The organism is Streptomyces sp. NBC_01515, assembly GCF_045040345.1.
In the GTDB taxonomy this organism is placed as follows: domain Bacteria; phylum Actinomycetota; class Actinomycetes; order Streptomycetales; family Streptomycetaceae; genus Streptomyces.
On sequence record NZ_CP109416.1, the window covers coordinates 73,976 to 89,474 of the forward strand.

Sequence of the window (15,499 nt, forward strand, 5' to 3'; positions counted from 1 at the left end):
CGGAGATGAGCTGGCAGCCGGTCCGAAGCCATGGGTCCACGCCTCGCGGCGGACGACACCGGCCGGTAGAGACGCCCTACGCGCCAAGCGCCACCCCAGGCGGCAGACGCTACGCGGCCATCGTTCGCGGCACGAGGCGCGGTGACAGCGCTCCATCCTTGGGATCGAAGTCGGCCAGCATCACAGGGGACGTGACCCGGGCGGGAATCCCGATCCTCTCGAAGACATGCTGCAACAGCCCATAACTGACAGGCGGTTGGGCGATGTCCAGGGCTGTCTGACTGGTGACCAGGAGGTACGGGTTGGCTGAAGTGGGCCAGGTGCGTTGCCGCTCTCGGAGCCAATCGGTCAGAAGTTCGATAGCGATCGGGTCGAGATAGACGGTCCGGCGGTGATATCGCTGACTGATGATCAGCTGGCCTCGGGCGAGGTCGGCGTCGTCAAGGCAGATCCGGGCAGCCTGGGTCGGAGTGACCGCATGGATGGCGACCAGGCCCAGAAGCAGCCTTGGCAGGGGAGTCCGGTCCTGCCCCATGAGTTCGGCCAGGCGGTCGCTCGGCACCGCGGCCGGCAGGGTGACCACGCCGGGCAGAGTGACACCGCGGGTCGGATCCCGGAAGATCGCCCGCTCCTGTTTGAGGCCCTGGAAGAGGCTGCGCATGGCGTGGTGAACGGCCCGCGCGGTTCCTGGTTTCCTGGCGTCGAGGACGGCCTTGAACTCCTTGGTGGTGATTGACTTCAAGGTCTCCATCCGCTGGGCCCACTCCTCCAGGACGGGCCAGACGATCCGCAGGTACACCAGAATCCGGTGGGACGACAGCGGAGGGTGCTCCCGCCGTCCCTCCCCCCTCAGCACCTTGATCCAGGAGCGGAGTTCGTCCTCCATCGTGGGCGGGAACCGGGCAATGATCTCCTCGGCTCTCAGGGCATCGCGGTCGATTTGCAGGGCGGGATCGCGTTCGAGTAGACCGCGTTCGGCCAGGAACCAGACCACTCGCTGCCCGCTGATATTGCGGTCCAGGGTTGCCAGAGTCCGCAGGTCACGCTCCCGGACGGGGGCCGCAGCGCCGAGCCATGCCAGGACGATCCGCAGAGCGCGAAGGGACGCCTTATGTCGGTGAGGGTCCGGATCGATCAGGCGGTTCTGCCGTCGTGAGACGCGTGTGAACTCGGCCGCGATCTGTTCGGACTCCGGTGTCAGAGAAGGCAGTTTGTCTGCGGTGAGACGCGCCACCCGGCTCCAGTCCCTGTCCGTATCGAACAGGATCAGCTGGTGCGGATCGACCAGGTGGTCCGAGACCGGGGGCCGCAGGCGCCGACCGCGTTGTCGTTCCGCCTCGCGGGACCGCATCGGGTATCGGTCGGGTGAATACCCCAACCTCCCTTCCACATTGCGGATTTGGTGGGCGAGCCGGCCGCCGAAGGCGATCTGCAGCTGGGTGAAGCCCGGGTGGTCCTCGGTCCTGTTCTCGCGAACGTGGATGAGGCATCCCCGGCAAAGTCCGTGCTCGGTCGACACGGGCAGCTTCGAACGCCGGCACCGGTCGCACTGTCCCGGCGGACAGCACAGGCCGATGTTGGGGCGCCCCCAGCCGCGGCAGCCAGGGCACAGACGGCTGGTGATGCCCCATCATCCGCAGCCCTGGCAGCTGCCGACGGGCCACCGTGTCGGCCGGTGACGCTTCCTCGGCCCTAGGAGGCCAGCTCGTCGCAGGACTTCGGCAGTGCCGCCCGGGACCCCGCGGGGAACCTCGTCGATGGTCTCCTCGGCCACGGCCGTTTCGCCGTCGGCGTCTCTGATCGACAGAACGCCCCGGAGCTGGCGGTGGACCAGCCGGCGCCATACATCGCCGACCTGCCGCTCCGCGGCCACCTCGGCGACCACGGCGGTCAGGACCTCCCACTCTGGCCAGGTGCGGTCACTGATGCGGTCGAGGTGATCGGCCGTGATCGTCCGCGGCATCGTGAACAGCGTCGTCTGCCCGCAGATCGCCGACGCGAGAACCTGCGGATCGTCCCGCCGCGGCTTGGAAGCAGGAGGCAGGAGGAGGCTCTTGCGCGGGTATTTCCGGCGCCTGCCAGCGGATCTGGTCAAGGGCTGCGCTTCGGCCGCGGGCAGGCCGGTCCACCACATGGTGAGCTGAGAGGGCTGCGGCACGAGGACGTCACCGGGAGCCGGGTCGAGCCCGCCCACCTCACGCAAGGCGATCAGGCAGGACCTGCAGAACCCGTCGGCGCCCAGGTGCTGAACATGCCGACACCGACGGCACTGCCCCCAATCGGCATACTTCTTCCGCCAGCTCTGGCACCCGTAGCAGGTGAAACCGGCGAAGGACCCCCACTTCAGGCATTCACTGCACTGTCTGGCCTGCCGATCCATCGGCTGATCAGTTCGGGGGCTGGAGGCGTCGCGGACCAGAGCGTCGGGCGATCGGCCGCGCCGGCCCGGGGCTGCCCTCCGGGGCGCCCACAGCCTTCTGATTCTCCTGGGAGCCGGTCATCGACGCCACAGGCTCCGCTTCCAGCAGATCGGAAACGCTGCAGTTCAGGGCCGCACAGATCTTGTCGAGGTCGTCCAGCCGGACGGTCACCGGCGTGTTCCCCCACAAGGCGGCGACCTTGCTGAGCGAGGGGGTATCCCCCGCCTAGTGACACGCCATCTCGACGTGCTAACAGGCGTTTCCGCAGGTCAACCCACGTTTTCGTTCCCTAGTCGACACCGCAAACTGTGGAACTCAGGTTTATGGATCAACGGGCCGTAGGCCAGACATGGTCACGGTTCGGGACGGGGTCCGCCACGGGATCACTCCGTCGGACTCGACCGGGTGACGGGGACGGCCGCCCAGGACGGGTCCCCCGGGTCACCGCCCCGCCCACTGGCTCCCGCGGCGCCTCAGGGGTGCCTCCTTCGGGTCCAGCAGTTGGGCGACGATGCCCATGAGGACCAGGCCCGCGGCGATGAGGAGTCCGTCGGACACCACGATCCCGACGATCAGCACGACCGCGCCGACGCCCAGCGCGCACCAGGAACCGGTACGCCGGTACTCCCGTGGCCGTGCCGGGCGCCTGGCACGCAGGGCGTGGGGGAAACGGGGATCGTCCTGTTCGAGTCGCGCTTCAAGATCGGCCAGTCGTTCGGCGTCGTCCCGATGCACGGCTGCGCCTTCCGGGAACCGGCGCGGCCATGGACAGGGCCTTCCCTCAGCATTTCCCGGCGCACCGTCCGGGCTCGCACAGCACACGCCCGTGACCCGGTGACAGAACTGATCGAAACGCTGACCGTACGCAACGCCTTGGGCTAGCCTCATGTTTGCCCGAAAGGCGAACTGGCGTACGTAGAAGACGATTTCGGGGGTTCCGTGGCAGAGGAGCGGCCGGTGCCGACGGGCCCGGCGACGGACGCGGCTGTCGCGCTGCGGCAGACCGGTGCCGTACCGCTGCGCGCCGGTGAGCCCGAAAGAGTGGGCCCGTACCTGCCATTGGGGCTGCTCGGCAGCGGTGGCATGGGGCGGGTCTATCTGGCGCGGCCCGCGGACGACAGCCCTGGTCTGTTCGCGGTCAAGGTGATCCGACCGGAGTACGCGGAGGATGCCAGGTTCCGGCGCCGGTTCGAACACGAGGCGTCGGTGCACGCACAGGTTCGTACGCGGCATACGGCGAGACTGTGCGGCACCGGTTTCCAGGACGAGATCCTGTGGATGGCCACCGAGTACCTTCCCGCGCTCGATCTGGCGGATGCCGTACGGGACAAGGCGGCCCTGGCACCCGCCGCGGTGTGGCGGCTGGTGGCGGAGCTGGGGCAGGCGCTCGCCGACCTGGCCGCCACCGGGATCGTGCACCGGGATCTCAAGCCGTCGAACGTGCTGCTGTCCGTCCGAGGCGCGTACGTGATCGACTTCGGCATCTCGAAGGCCGCCGACGCGAGCGCCATCACCGGCACGGGCAACCGGGTGGGAACGCCCGCCTACATGTCTCCGGAATACCTCAGGACGGGCCACGCCGGCCCTGCGTCGGACGTGTTCTCGCTCGCCGGGACTCTGGTCTACGCGGCGACCGGCCGGGCTCCGTTCGGCGACGGCACCGGGGTCGACGTGATGCACCGGGTCGCCTTCGAGGAGCCGAGCCAGGAGGTGCTCGGCGAGATCTCGGCGGTGGACCCCGACCTCGGCGAGCTGCTGTTCTCCTGCCTCGCCAAGGATCCCGAGCTGCGACCCACTCCGAAGGCTCTTACCGATGCGGCGGACGCACATGTCTTGGGGGCAGTCGAGTGGCCCGAGCCGCTGCACGCGCAGGTACTGGCACGGCAACGGGCGTACGAGGCCCTGTATCGCCTGCCCGTCGAGCGGGTGGTGGAGCTCCGGTTCCCCGACAACCGGCGGAAGGCCGTGCGGCCGGGCGCCCCGGCGGAGGCGGTGGCGGCAGGCGTGGGCGAGCAGATGGATGCGGCGGCTGGGGCGACACCTTCCGGCCCCTCCGCCCCTGCCGGTTCCTCCGGATCGTCCCTGTCCTCCAGTCCTTCGGGCCCCGCTGAAGAAACCTCGCCGGGGTCCCCCCGCCCCGGCGGAATCCTCGTCCGGATGGGCAGGAAACCGGTGCCCGCCGTCGCCGTGGGACTCGCCCTCTGTGCCGTCGCCGCCTCGGTCTTCGTGATCTCCCGGCAGGACACCCCGGCAAACTCCCTACCCCCGGGGGCCCTTGGGTCGGCCGGCGCCCCGTCGGGTGCGGGCACCTTCTCACCGGCGCCCGTGGCCTCGGGCGGAAAATCCGTCCCGGGCAGGTCCGTCAACAGTGCCGGCGGCGCCGCCGGGCCCGTTCAGATCTCCGGCTCGGCGGACCCGGGCGACGGAGTCGATCCGGCGACACCCGGCACCGTGACGAACACGAGTACCGGTGCGGCACCGACCGCGAGCGCGGATACCGGATCAGGTTCCGGCGGGGGCACGGCTACCACCCCGGCTCCGAGCGGCAGCACGGTGTCCGAGCCGACGACACCGCCCTGGATCTCCGACTGCACGTACTACGCGGGCTACGCCAAGACACGGCGAGGCGACGAGGGCGCACGCGTCCAGCAGGTGCAGTGCATGCTGACGAAGCGCGGGTACGGCATCGGCAGCGGCGAGGTGGACGGCGTGTTCGGCGCCGGGACGGAGGCCGCGGTGAGCAGGTTCCAGGCCGACGAGGGTCTTGTCCTCACGGACGGCGTCGTACGGCACCGGGTGTGGGTGTTCCTGCGGGCGACGAACTGACGCGCGCGCCGAGCACGGGAACGCCTTCCAGGGGCTGTCGTTTGACTCAGGCCGGCTGTGAGACGCGGTGCCTCTTGGCCGACCCGAGCGGGGTCTGGTGCGTGCAGCTGCAAGGCGGAGGAGGGAGTCATGGCGGTTTCCAGGCAGCTGAGGGCAGGGAGACATATGGACCTGCGCAGGAAGTCACGCCATGCCACCGACCGACTCGCAGGCCAGCTTCCCGGACATGAACGCGCCGACACGCGGTCTGGGTATTTCGAACGCGAGTACAACGTCCACAGCGCACAGCGTCTGACGCGCTCTCCGCCCAACCGCGAAGATTCCAGCGCTATCCGAGGTGGCCGGCAGGAGGAGCCAACAAGCCCAAGGACCGAGCCAGTTGCACAGCCTCAGAGCGGCTGTGGGCACCGAGCTTCTCGTAGACGTGCGCATGTGCGTGCGGACGGTATTGACTGACAACGACAGCTCCGCTGCGATCTCCGGCGCGGACAGGTTGGTCGGCAGGTATCGCAGTATGCGCGTCTCGCTGCCGCTGAGCGGATCGCGCAGGTGTGCTGACGCCGCGAGCCTCGCCGCCGCGGGGGCGTACGCACGGTGGCCCAGAGCCGGCCGAGGATCTCCTCGATCAGCGCGCGGTGTGCGGGGTCTCTGCCTGCGTGGCGTTTGAGCAAGTCACGGGCGGGGTGGAGGAGGAAGGGAAGCAGCACGTGGTCGGGCTCGGCGGTTTCGAGAGCCCGACCAAGAGCGGTTCCGGCCTCGTCCGAGTCGCCGAGTGCCTCGCATGCCGTGGCTTCCAGCAGGAATGCCGCTACGGTCCACACCGGATGTGTTCCCGCCGAAGACACGTCGGAACGTGACATGTCGGAAAGCGATTCGCCGGAACGTGACGCGTCCGACCACGATGCGTCGGAACGCGATGCGAGTACGTCTCTCGCCGCTTGCGGATTGGCTTGGGCGAGGTGCAGTACCGCCTCCGTGCTACGCATCGCCGTGCTGCCGCGCTCATCGGCCTCCATCACGGCGAAGGCCTGCTCGACCTGCGGGGTCTCACCCAGCAGGACCAGAGCGTGCAGCATATGTGCCCGCATCGTCGGCCCTAGGCGACGAGGTCGGTGCGGGTGCCGTGGCCGCCGATGGTAGCCACGTACTCGGCTTCGTCCTTGTCGGCGCCCCAGCGCACGCATGCGCCCAGAGTGGTCGGCATCTCGCTCAGTGCGTCGAACCGTTCGCCTGTGGGGAGGAATGGCGCGGGCGTCGTCGGCGGCGCGCAGGATCTGCCCGGATGGCTGCCACTGGGGGTCGGTGATCTTGGCCCACCACGGAGCTCGGCTCTCTTACCGAGTGGGCACTGGCGGATCGTCGGGCCAGCTCCTTTGGCTGGCCGCGGGGCGCGGGACGGGGTCGCCCGGGGTGCGGGCGGCCTGGCTGACCGTGTCAGCGGTCACGCTTCCCGGATCCGGCCGGCCCGGCGTGAGACTGGCGCTACGTCAAGCCGATCGTCTGGGCGCACCAGATCGTCTTGCCGTTGGTGCTGTGCCGGGTGCCCCAGGCCTGGGTGAGTTGGGCGACCAGCATCAGGCCGCGGCCGCCCTCGTCGACGTCGCGCGCCCGGCGCAGGTGCGGGCTGGTGTCGCTGGCGTCGGAGACCTCGCAGATCAGCTCGGTGTTACGGATCAGCCGCAGCCTGATGGGCGGCGCGCCGTACTTGATGGCGTTGGTGACCAGCTCGCTGACGACCAGTTCGGTGACGAACTCCGCCTCCTCCAGGCCCCAGGCGCGCAGCCGCTCGGCGGCGAACTTCCTGGCGTTCGCCACCTGCGTGGTGTCGGGCTCGATGTGGCAGTCCGCGACGTGTTCGGGGTCCAGTGCCCGGGTGCGGGCGAGCAGCAGTGCGGCGTCGTCGGTGCGGTTGGTGGGCAGCATGACGTCCATCGCTGTGTCGCAGAGGGCCTCCAGCGAAGCGGCCGGCCCGGTTAGCGTCCGGAGGAGTTCGGTGATCCCCTGGTCCACGTCGCGCTCGCGGCGCTCCACCAGTCCGTCGGTGTAGAGGGCGAGCAGGCTGCCCTCGGGCAGCTCGAGTTCGGTCGCCTCGAAGGGCAGGCCGCCGATGCCGAGCGGGGGTCCCTGCCGTGCGGGCACCGGGATGCTGGTGCCGTCCGGCGCGATGACCAGCGGCAGCGGGTGGCCGGCGCTGGCCAGCGTGCAGCGGCGGGAGACCGGGTCGTAGACGGCGTACAGGCAGGTGGCGCCGGACTCGCCGGCCGACTCGGAATCGCCCTCGGGCTGCAGGTTGCCCGGGAGGTGGAGCACCAGGTCGTCCAGGTGGGTCAGCAGCTCGTCCGGCGGGAGATCCACGTCGGCCAGGGTGCGCACCGCCGTGCGCAGCCGGCCCATGCTGGCCGAGGCGTGCAGTCCGTGGCCGACGACGTCGCCGACGACCAGGGCGACCCGGGCGCCGGAGAGCGGGATGACGTCGTACCAGTCGCCGCCGACCCCCGCGCCGGCTCCGGCGGGCAGGTAGCGGGAGGCCGCGTCGATCGCCTCGTGGCCCGGCAGCCGGCCCGGCAGCAGGCTGCGCTGCAGGGTCAGCGCGGTGGTGTGCTCCCGGGTGTACCGCCGGGCGTTGTCGATGGCGACGGCTGCCTTGGCGGCCAGTTCCTCGGCGAGGATCAGGTCGTCGGCGGTGAAGGCCTCGGGCCGGTCGCCACGGGCGAAGGTGACCACCCCGAGCAGGGCGTCACGCGCTCGGAGCGGCACGATGATCCGGCCGGTCAGCCCCGCCGCGCCGAGGGTTCCGTCGATCACCGGGTTGCCCGGCGGCCAGTGGGCCGGGTCGGCGGCGAGGCCCGGGCCGAATCCCCATTCGCCGCCCGGGCCGGGTTCGGCGGCGAGTAGCACCGTCGACCTGCCGGCGGCCATACACCGGGCCGCGACGGAGTTCGGGGAGTAGTGGATCGGCGGCGGGAGCTCGGGGCGCTGCTCCGCGTCCGCCTTCGCGCCGACCCGCCTGAGCGCGACGGTTCCCTCCAGGGTGAACGTCGCTGACGAGGGCGGTTCGTCCCCGCGCAGCACTTCCTCAAAGAGGTCGACGGTGACCTGGTCGACGAAGCCCGGCACCGAGGTATTGGCCAGTTCTTCGGCGGTGCCGATCACGTCGAGGGTCTGCCCGATGCCGCTGCTGGCCTCGCCGAGGATGAGCAGGCGCTGCCGGGCCCAGTACTCGGCGCTCATGTCGAATCCCCAGTTGGCGACCGCGCGGACCCTGCCCTCGGCGTCCCTCACCGGCCACATGCTGGTGGCCCAGGCGTTGGCGTAGTTGCTGCCGCGCGGACGGAAGACCGTGATGAGGCGCGCGGGCTCGCCGGTCCTGGCCACCTCGGAGAGCTTGTTCGTGTACGCCAGGCCATCGAGCTCCGGGAAGAGCTCGCGGTACTTCTCCCCGAGTACCTGTTCCTCCGTGTGCGCGATCACGGAGCTGGCGACGGCGTTCATCCAGAGGAACCGCAGCTCGGGGTCGTAGACCCCGAGGGCGAAGGGGCACTGTTCGAAGACCCGGTCGGCGATCACCGGACGGCGGTCCCAGCGCTGGACGGTCACCGCGCGGCCCAGGATCCGGCCCTCGGCGCCGTGCAGAGGCTGGACCGTCACCACCACGTCCACCTTGGAGCCGTTCGAGTGACGGAAGGTGATCGCCCCCAGGGGGTCGGGGCCGGTCCCGCAGCTTTCGGGGAACCCCGGCGGGGGGTCGACCAGCAGGTCGGCGGCGGGCCGCCCGACGGTCTCCCCCGCCGTCCAGCCGAGCAGCAGCCGCGCGCCTTCGCACCAGCCGCTCACGACACCGCTCGGATCCACCACGACGACAGCGGTGGGCGCATCCCGTATGCCGACCGTCTCCACGCGCACGCCTCCGTCCGGGCAGCCTGTCACGCCGGGCACGTTCCGGTGCCCGGCCTCCAGCCTAGGGCCGGGTACCGCCCCGCCGCCGGTCGAAGCGGCAGGCGGCGGGGGCGGAACCGGCTGCACGCGTGAGCGGGTGGGCGCACCCGGAGTCGGTCGGCCAGAAAGGAGGGGTGCAGCCGGCGGGCGCGGTCCACCCACCCCGCCCCGCTGACCCTGCCGGCGGAACCGCCCGCCCTGCGGCTCAACACCCTGGCCCTGGCCGCACACATCTCCCTCGGCACTGAGCACAGCACCGAGACGGACACCCTCGCCCGCATGTGCGGGCACTCCCCGCAGCAGACCGGAGAACTCCTCGACCGGCTGATGACAACGGGCACCCTGACAACCTGGCATCACAACCGGGAAACCGCACCCTGCATGACAGGTCCCGCTGTTCACGGAGGACGCAGATGCCGTGAGAAGCATGCCGAAGGACCCCGTACGGCCCATAAGACCAGGCCAGAGCCCCCGCCGACAGACAAGCCAGGCTCTACGCCCGGGAGTGTCACCGCAGGGCTATGACCTGCGCAAACGGGCAGGGAGTGGGCTTGTGCGGCTACCTTGATGGATGCATGAGGCACACCCCCGGGCCGTACGGGGTCACCAGGTGTGAGCCACGTCCACCACGAGATGGTTTGCCGTCTGGAAGACCTGGAACGGCAGCCGGGCACGGACGCCGAGTCCGGCCTGGGTGTATCCCTCGGAGCCGCCGGTGACCTTGAACTCCCGGAAGGTCCGGTACCCGGTGACGTCGACGGACGGAAGCGGCGGGTAGGGCTGTCCGGTCGCCGGGTCGTAGCGCGAGGAGAACAGCGAGATCTCCAGAATGGCTCCGCCCTTGATCGGAACCACGATGTCGCTCGGGTCCTGATGCAGTACGTCGACGTAGCGGACCGTGTAGCCGATCGGGTCGGCCGTCGTGCCCTGGGCGTCGAAGACCAGGCGGTCGAAGCACTCGTGCTGTCCGGTCCGCACGTCGGTCAGTCGCCTGGAGGCAACGGCGTCGCCGGTCTTGTCCAGGCTTCCCCACGTCACGGCACAGTCCACGGCCGTCGGCGCGGCCACCGCCGGAACCGTGCCGGCCAACAGGCCGCCGCCCGCCAGCATTGTCGCGGCCAGCGCAGTACCTATCCGTCGCATGACTACCCCCGGTAGCTCGCGTAGGTGTGTGTCCTTTCAGACCGGCGGCTCTCCGGAAAGTTGTACGCTTCCTGCTGTTCTTCCCGTCCTGCCGTTGCGGCTTACGCGGTCGTTGCGGCGTACGCGGCCGTTCACCGTGCTCGGCGATGACCTCCGGGACGCCCGAACCGGGCTCCGGACGCCACTCCGTCACCGAGACGACACCGGGCTCGACAAGCTCCAGGCCGTCGAAGAGCACGGTGTTCTCATCAAGGGAGCGCAGGCTGTAGGGAACGGCGCCGCTGTCGTTGCAGGCGTCCTGAGTGCGGATGGCGCTTCGCCTACATGTACATGCGGGCAGGGCGAAACGCATGCCACAGCAGATGGGAGCGTCGCGCGAATTGGAAGGACGGCGTGTACACACAGTGTTGAGCCAACCCCGGAAAGTACCCGTGTGGCCCTTCGCGCTGGGAGGCTCAGTATTCGTACTAGCCGTCCTCGCAGCCGTCGGCACATGGGTGTACGGCGCCTACAGCATGTCCGACCCCGTGCCCCCCGTCCTTGGCGCACGCGTCGAAGGACAGACGATCGTCGTCAAATTCCCCGTCTGCCCCACGGACGTGATCCGGCGCGTAGAAGTCACGGACTTCGACGACGACACCAGCGCGAATCCGGACGTCCTGTGGTGGGCCTCCAACCCCACGACACCATCAGCCAAGAAAGGCGTCGCCACACTCTGGTCCGGTGAAGGATTCGAGCACCACGCCCCAGAGCCGGCCCAGTCCGCCATCCCCCGCAACCTCGCGGTCGGGTACCTGGATCCGTCAGGCGACGGCCGGGACGGCGTCTTCACGCTGCGCACGATATCCGCAGCGAAACTGAAAGCCGGACAGTACTGGACCGACGACGGCCCCAAGACCGCCACGCAGATCGACGCACAGCTCAAATGCCACAGCGACGGATGAGGAGGACCTTGTAGGCAACAACTGCTGGGCGGGACAGAAACTCTAATCCGCCCGGCCTGAGAGGGTGCCGTGCCATGGTGCGGCACCCTCTGTCGGTCGCGGCTGACCTTCACGATGGCGGATCTCCGAGAAATTGACATCGCGATGAGACGGCTCTCTGCTGACACTCTGTGAGACACCGCGCGAAGTCGCAGGTCACGAGAGCGCCGTAAGACATAGCTCCTGTCTGATCGTTCGCTCGTAGTCGTGTTGATCCCGGTCGCGATCCATACAGCGGTGTGCTCTGCCGTGATCATGGAGATGTCTCAGCTGAAGTCCACTTCGCCGACCTGTGCGTCTTCGAGGTGCCGCAGCAGATTTTCGTCGAGGATTTCCCGCAGGAGCGACGAGTCCAGCAGGTGCCGCCGGTATGTACCGGTGAGTATCTGGCCGAAAGGATTCACCGTGAGCGTCTTCGTCATCGAGTTCATCACCCAGGACGAGATCCTTTACGACCCCGACGGCAGGCACGCCGCTGGACGTTCCGGTCGGCCGTGAAGCCGTTACCGGAGCCACGTTCCAGGGCGGCCGCACCCTGGGCGACGGGTCCTGCTGTTTGAACGCGTGATCCGGCAGCTCTTCTCGCGGCTGCGGCCCGGACGCGACGAGCCGTTCGCCCAGCGCATGAACGCTGTCCCCAAACTGGTCGCCTCCCGCATGCTTACCGACGCCGACGCCGACATCGCAGCGTGGGCAAACTTGCGGGTCCCTGGCGGCGATGTCATGGGCGCCGTCAAGCGCGAGCCACGCGACGTGGCCATCACCGGCAGTCTCAGCTTGATGCACCGGTTCCTGGCCGAGGACTTGATCGACGAGTACCGGCTGCTGGCCTTTCCTACCGTCCTCGGCACGGGCGACCGGTTCCCCACCGACGGCCTTCACGCGGAGTTGGAGTACCTGTCGGCGGAACTGGTCCGCGCCGCGGTCTTCACCCGTCACCGGAAGGCCGCCCGATGACGGCCCGATGACCGCCCGCTTCGTAGCCCTGTACCAGATGCCCGCCGATCCCAGGGCATTCGAATGGGCACTACCACGACGTCCACATCCCGCTCGCACGCCGGCTCCCAGGACTGCGTCGCCACACGCTCGGCCGCGACGTGCTCTCCGTCCGCCGCGGCGCACCTCCAAGAACTCGCTCCGGTCCGCAGCGTGATCTACAGGGCCGACTTCGGGTGAGCGACGGAGATCCGTCAGCGGGCAGGACATCGACGGCAGTCGCTCCAGCATCGCGCGACTACCCAGCGTGCAGTGGCAACGGGCTGTCCATAAGGGTTCCAGCCGGCCTCTGTCAGTCCGGGTGAATGTCGGGTCATTGGTCCGCAAAGCAGGCCGCCGGCGGCACATGGGCATGAGCATGCTGACTCGACCGGCTCTCGAAGACCTGGCCACCGGAGGAGATTCGGATGCTCCGTATCCATTTCACCGACGCGGACCTGGTGCGTACCCGGATGGCGGCCGAGCTGGATCCCCTGTGGGAGATCGGGCTGAGCCTGCATCGGTTCCAGACCCGGCAGGGGCGGTGGGCGCACGCCGAGTGGTACCGGGACACCAGGCAGCGGCTGACCGAGACCGAGCTGGACAGGGTCGTGCGAACCACGCTTTTGCCCCTGTTCCCCAGAGCCGCGTATTACCCGGACTTCCTCAATCCCGCCGAGGCGGCGGACGGCCTCGACGCGGGACTCGCGGCCATCGTGGCGACCCCGGTGGAGCGGATCCGGCGCGAAGTGGAGCACTTCGCGAGCATCACAGGCGCCCCTGCCTGGGCGGGGCGTCTGGTGGAACGGGAGGTACGTGAAGACCTGACCGACTGCCTGCGGCGGTACTACGACACGGCCATCGCGCCTTACCGTGAACGCGCGCAGGCGCGGATCGAGGCTGAGCGGTCGATCCGGGCCCGAGCACTTCTGCACGGCGGCGCAGAGGCACTTCTGCGCGGCCTCGGTCCGAGCATCCGATGGCAGGCCCCCGTGCTCCATGTCGTATATCCCGCCGGTGACTGCGACCTCCAACTCGGCGGACGCGGGCTGTTGCTCATGCCGTCGTACTTCTGTTGGGGATGGCCGATCGCGCTGGCGGATCCCTCGCTGCCACCCGTCCTCGTCTACCCCCTGCTCCACGAAGACCCCGCCCCCACCAACACCGCGCCGCTGACCGTGCTGTTGGGGCGGACCCGAGCCGTAGTGCTGCGGGCCACGGCGGCCGGAGCCACCACCGGGGAACTCGCACGCGCGGCCGGCGTCTCGGCGCCGGCCGCCAGCCAGCACACGACCGCCCTGCGGGACGCGGGCCTCATCAGCAGCCACCGGCACGGTCCAACGGTCCTGCACACCCTCACACCTCTTGGCGCGTCCTTACTGCGCGCTGCCACTAAACGGTCTCGGTGATTTGTCGTGAGCCACAGGACAGAAGACTGGGACGAGCGCTGCCGGACAGCCCATCGTCCCCTGTGACCTGGTCATTTAAGCCGTACTGAAAAGGCGTGGCCGGGCTCACCGGCAGGTGGCAGGTTCGGAACCGGCGCCGGCGTGCACCGCACGCCGGCGGGACAAGTCGCGAACGGTCGCGCTTGCTTGACGCGGTGCTTCCTCTGCCGCGTGGACCCCAATGACGGCGTCTTCGCCAACGGCGCCGTCCGTATCGGCGAACTGGCGACAAGACCCCATCACCGCCGCCAGAACCATCACCACCGCCGAACTCAGTGACTCCAGGAGACTCAATGAGAACTATTCGCACCACTGCCGCATTCGCGGTGGCGTCCGTGATCGCGCTGTTAGGGACGGCTGCCGCGACTGGCACTGCCGTCGCGTCGGACTCGCAGGGGATCAGCGGCCAGGCTGTGGCTGCCGTTCCGAGCGGCTGTTCGGCGGGGAACTTCTGCTTCTGGAACAACTCGTACTACGGGGACGGGCCGGGTCAGGTGTCCGGCAACAACTCCAACTACACCGTGTTCCCGCACTCCAGTTGTCCGTACCAGACGTGGAACGACTGCATCTCGTCCGTCTACAACGACGGCACCAGCGGTCTGGGCGTCGCGGTCTACCTGGACGCCGGGGATTCCCGCACCAGTGCTTCCTGGTGCGTTCCGGACAACGTCGGCTACACACTGCTCCCCCAGTACTACCCGGGAACCACGACGGTCCTGAACGACTCGATCAGCGCCAACTTCTGGACCTCGGCCTGCTGATCCGACCACCAACGGCACCTTGATCACAGGCGGTTGACGATGTTCCATCATTCGCGAGGCGGGGCTTCGCATGCTCGGGCAAGCCTTCTGATCGCGACGGCGCTGACCGCCGCCCTGGCCACGGTGACCGGGTGCTCCACCGGCCCGGCACCGCGACCGGGCGCCGCGCAATCGCAGGCGCGCCAGGAAGCGGCGGCGCTGGCCGTACTGACCGACGACGCCACCTCGCTTCGGCAGCGCTGGCAACTGTTCGGCACTCAGCAGGTGTTGGTCCAGCAGTGCATGCAACGGCTTGGTCTGCGCTACCTCGTCACGAGCACCGGCCCGGAGCCGGCGGCCGGAGTCACCACCGCGGACACGATAGGCACCGCCACCCCGCCCTCCTACGAGATCACCGGACCACCGGTCGGCGCGATCGACGGAGTGACGGCGCAGGACCGCTACGTCAGCTCCCTGGCGCCTGCGGCGCGGGAACGCTATCTGGCCGCGTACAACGGCTCCGACACCCGCATGGGGACCCTGACGCTGCCCAGCGGGGCCGTGAGCCAGTACCTGACCGGCGGTTGCGAAGGCCAGGCGCGGACCGAGTTGTACGGCAGCGTACGGGCCGCGATGGAGGACACGTTCGTCCCGCAGAACGTGAACGGGATGTTCCAGAACTACCTCACCACTGACCGGCCTTACCAGTCGGCACTCGGCACCTGGCAGCGCTGCATGGCCCAGGCCGGATGGCAGGCAGGGACCCCGGCGGCGGCCATCCAGGCGATACGGGCCCAGGCCGCCGTAGGCGCAAGTCCCGCCTCGTTGGCCGGAAAACAGCACTCCGAGGCCGCCACGGACCGGCGCTGCGACACCGCCAGCGGCCTACGCGGCACGCTCGTCGACCAGCGAAAGCTCTTCCTCAAGCGGCAGCCCGCGAGCACGCTGGCCCGGCTGAACCAGATCGAGCAGGCCCGCCAGTCGGCGCTGGCCCGCACCCCGACGGCCGCCTGAGATCCCGTGCCGAT

13 protein-coding genes and 2 pseudogenes are annotated in these 15,499 nt (G+C 69.2%); 6 read left to right on the forward strand and 9 right to left on the reverse strand.

Features of this window, described 5'->3' with window-relative positions:
• Positions 1-109: 109 nt before the first annotated feature.
• From OG407_RS00280 to OG407_RS00295, 4 genes and pseudogenes are all read right to left on the reverse strand, one after another.
• Positions 110-1,519, reverse strand: coding sequence for a hypothetical protein (locus tag OG407_RS00280; RefSeq protein WP_405853842.1), 1,410 nt, complete (start codon positions 1,517-1,519; stop codon positions 110-112).
• A gap of 111 nt (positions 1,520-1,630) precedes the next feature.
• Entirely contained in the window at positions 1,631-2,380 is a 750-nt protein-coding gene (locus tag OG407_RS00285) for a hypothetical protein (RefSeq protein ID WP_405853844.1), read from the reverse strand.
• 7 nt (positions 2,381-2,387) lie between these two features.
• Positions 2,388-2,642, reverse strand: a pseudogene (locus OG407_RS00290) (helix-turn-helix domain-containing protein); the annotation flags it as partial.
• Positions 2,643-2,861: 219 nt separating this feature from the next.
• Positions 2,862-3,155 carry a DUF3040 domain-containing protein gene (locus OG407_RS00295; RefSeq protein ID WP_405853846.1) on the reverse strand — a complete coding sequence of 98 codons (294 nt, stop codon included), beginning with the start codon at positions 3,153-3,155 and terminating at the stop codon, positions 2,862-2,864.
• Between the two features lie 222 nt (positions 3,156-3,377).
• On the opposite strand from OG407_RS00295, the gene OG407_RS00300 reads away from it, so the two are divergent.
• Complete coding sequence (locus tag OG407_RS00300) at positions 3,378-5,246, forward strand: protein kinase domain-containing protein (RefSeq protein WP_405853848.1); 1,869 nt, start codon at positions 3,378-3,380, stop codon at positions 5,244-5,246.
• A 183-nt stretch (positions 5,247-5,429) separates the two neighbouring features.
• Here OG407_RS00300 and OG407_RS00305 read toward each other — a convergent pair whose 3' ends face one another.
• The 4 genes and pseudogenes from OG407_RS00305 to OG407_RS00320 all read right to left on the reverse strand — a co-directional run.
• A complete protein-coding gene (locus OG407_RS00305) occupies positions 5,430-5,849 on the reverse strand; it encodes a LuxR C-terminal-related transcriptional regulator (RefSeq protein ID WP_405868213.1) in 420 nt (139 codons plus the stop codon).
• Positions 5,850-6,728: 879 nt separating this feature from the next.
• Positions 6,729-9,149 (reverse strand): SpoIIE family protein phosphatase, encoded by a 2,421-nt coding sequence (locus tag OG407_RS00310; RefSeq protein WP_405853850.1) that lies wholly within the window; start codon positions 9,147-9,149, stop codon positions 6,729-6,731.
• A gap of 636 nt (positions 9,150-9,785) precedes the next feature.
• Positions 9,786-10,325: a hypothetical protein gene (locus OG407_RS00315; RefSeq protein ID WP_405853852.1), complete on the reverse strand. Its 540-nt coding sequence runs from the start codon at positions 10,323-10,325 to the stop codon at positions 9,786-9,788.
• 115 nt (positions 10,326-10,440) lie between these two features.
• A pseudogene (locus OG407_RS00320) lies at positions 10,441-10,632 on the reverse strand (SAM-dependent methyltransferase); the annotation flags it as partial.
• A 208-nt stretch (positions 10,633-10,840) separates the two neighbouring features.
• Between OG407_RS00320 and OG407_RS00325 the strand changes: the two are divergent.
• A complete protein-coding gene (locus OG407_RS00325) occupies positions 10,841-11,269 on the forward strand; it encodes a hypothetical protein (RefSeq protein ID WP_405853854.1) in 429 nt (142 codons plus the stop codon).
• Between the two features lie 305 nt (positions 11,270-11,574).
• On the opposite strand, the gene OG407_RS00330 is transcribed toward OG407_RS00325, so the two are convergent.
• Positions 11,575-11,730, reverse strand: coding sequence for a hypothetical protein (locus OG407_RS00330; protein ID WP_405853856.1), 156 nt, complete (start codon positions 11,728-11,730; stop codon positions 11,575-11,577).
• 142 nt (positions 11,731-11,872) lie between these two features.
• On the opposite strand from OG407_RS00330, the gene OG407_RS00335 reads away from it, so the two are divergent.
• The 4 genes from OG407_RS00335 (at position 11,873) to OG407_RS00350 (ending at position 15,485) form a co-directional block, all read left to right on the forward strand.
• Entirely contained in the window at positions 11,873-12,265 is a 393-nt protein-coding gene (locus OG407_RS00335; protein WP_405853858.1) for a dihydrofolate reductase family protein, read from the forward strand.
• Between the two features lie 446 nt (positions 12,266-12,711).
• Entirely contained in the window at positions 12,712-13,692 is a 981-nt protein-coding gene (locus OG407_RS00340) for an ArsR/SmtB family transcription factor (protein WP_405853860.1), read from the forward strand.
• A 332-nt stretch (positions 13,693-14,024) separates the two neighbouring features.
• Complete coding sequence (locus OG407_RS00345; protein WP_405853862.1) at positions 14,025-14,492, forward strand: peptidase inhibitor family I36 protein; 468 nt, start codon at positions 14,025-14,027, stop codon at positions 14,490-14,492.
• Positions 14,493-14,531: 39 nt separating this feature from the next.
• Positions 14,532-15,485, forward strand: a complete 954-nt coding sequence (locus OG407_RS00350; RefSeq protein WP_405853864.1) for a hypothetical protein — start codon at positions 14,532-14,534, stop codon at positions 15,483-15,485.
• Positions 15,486-15,499 lie beyond the last annotated feature (14 nt).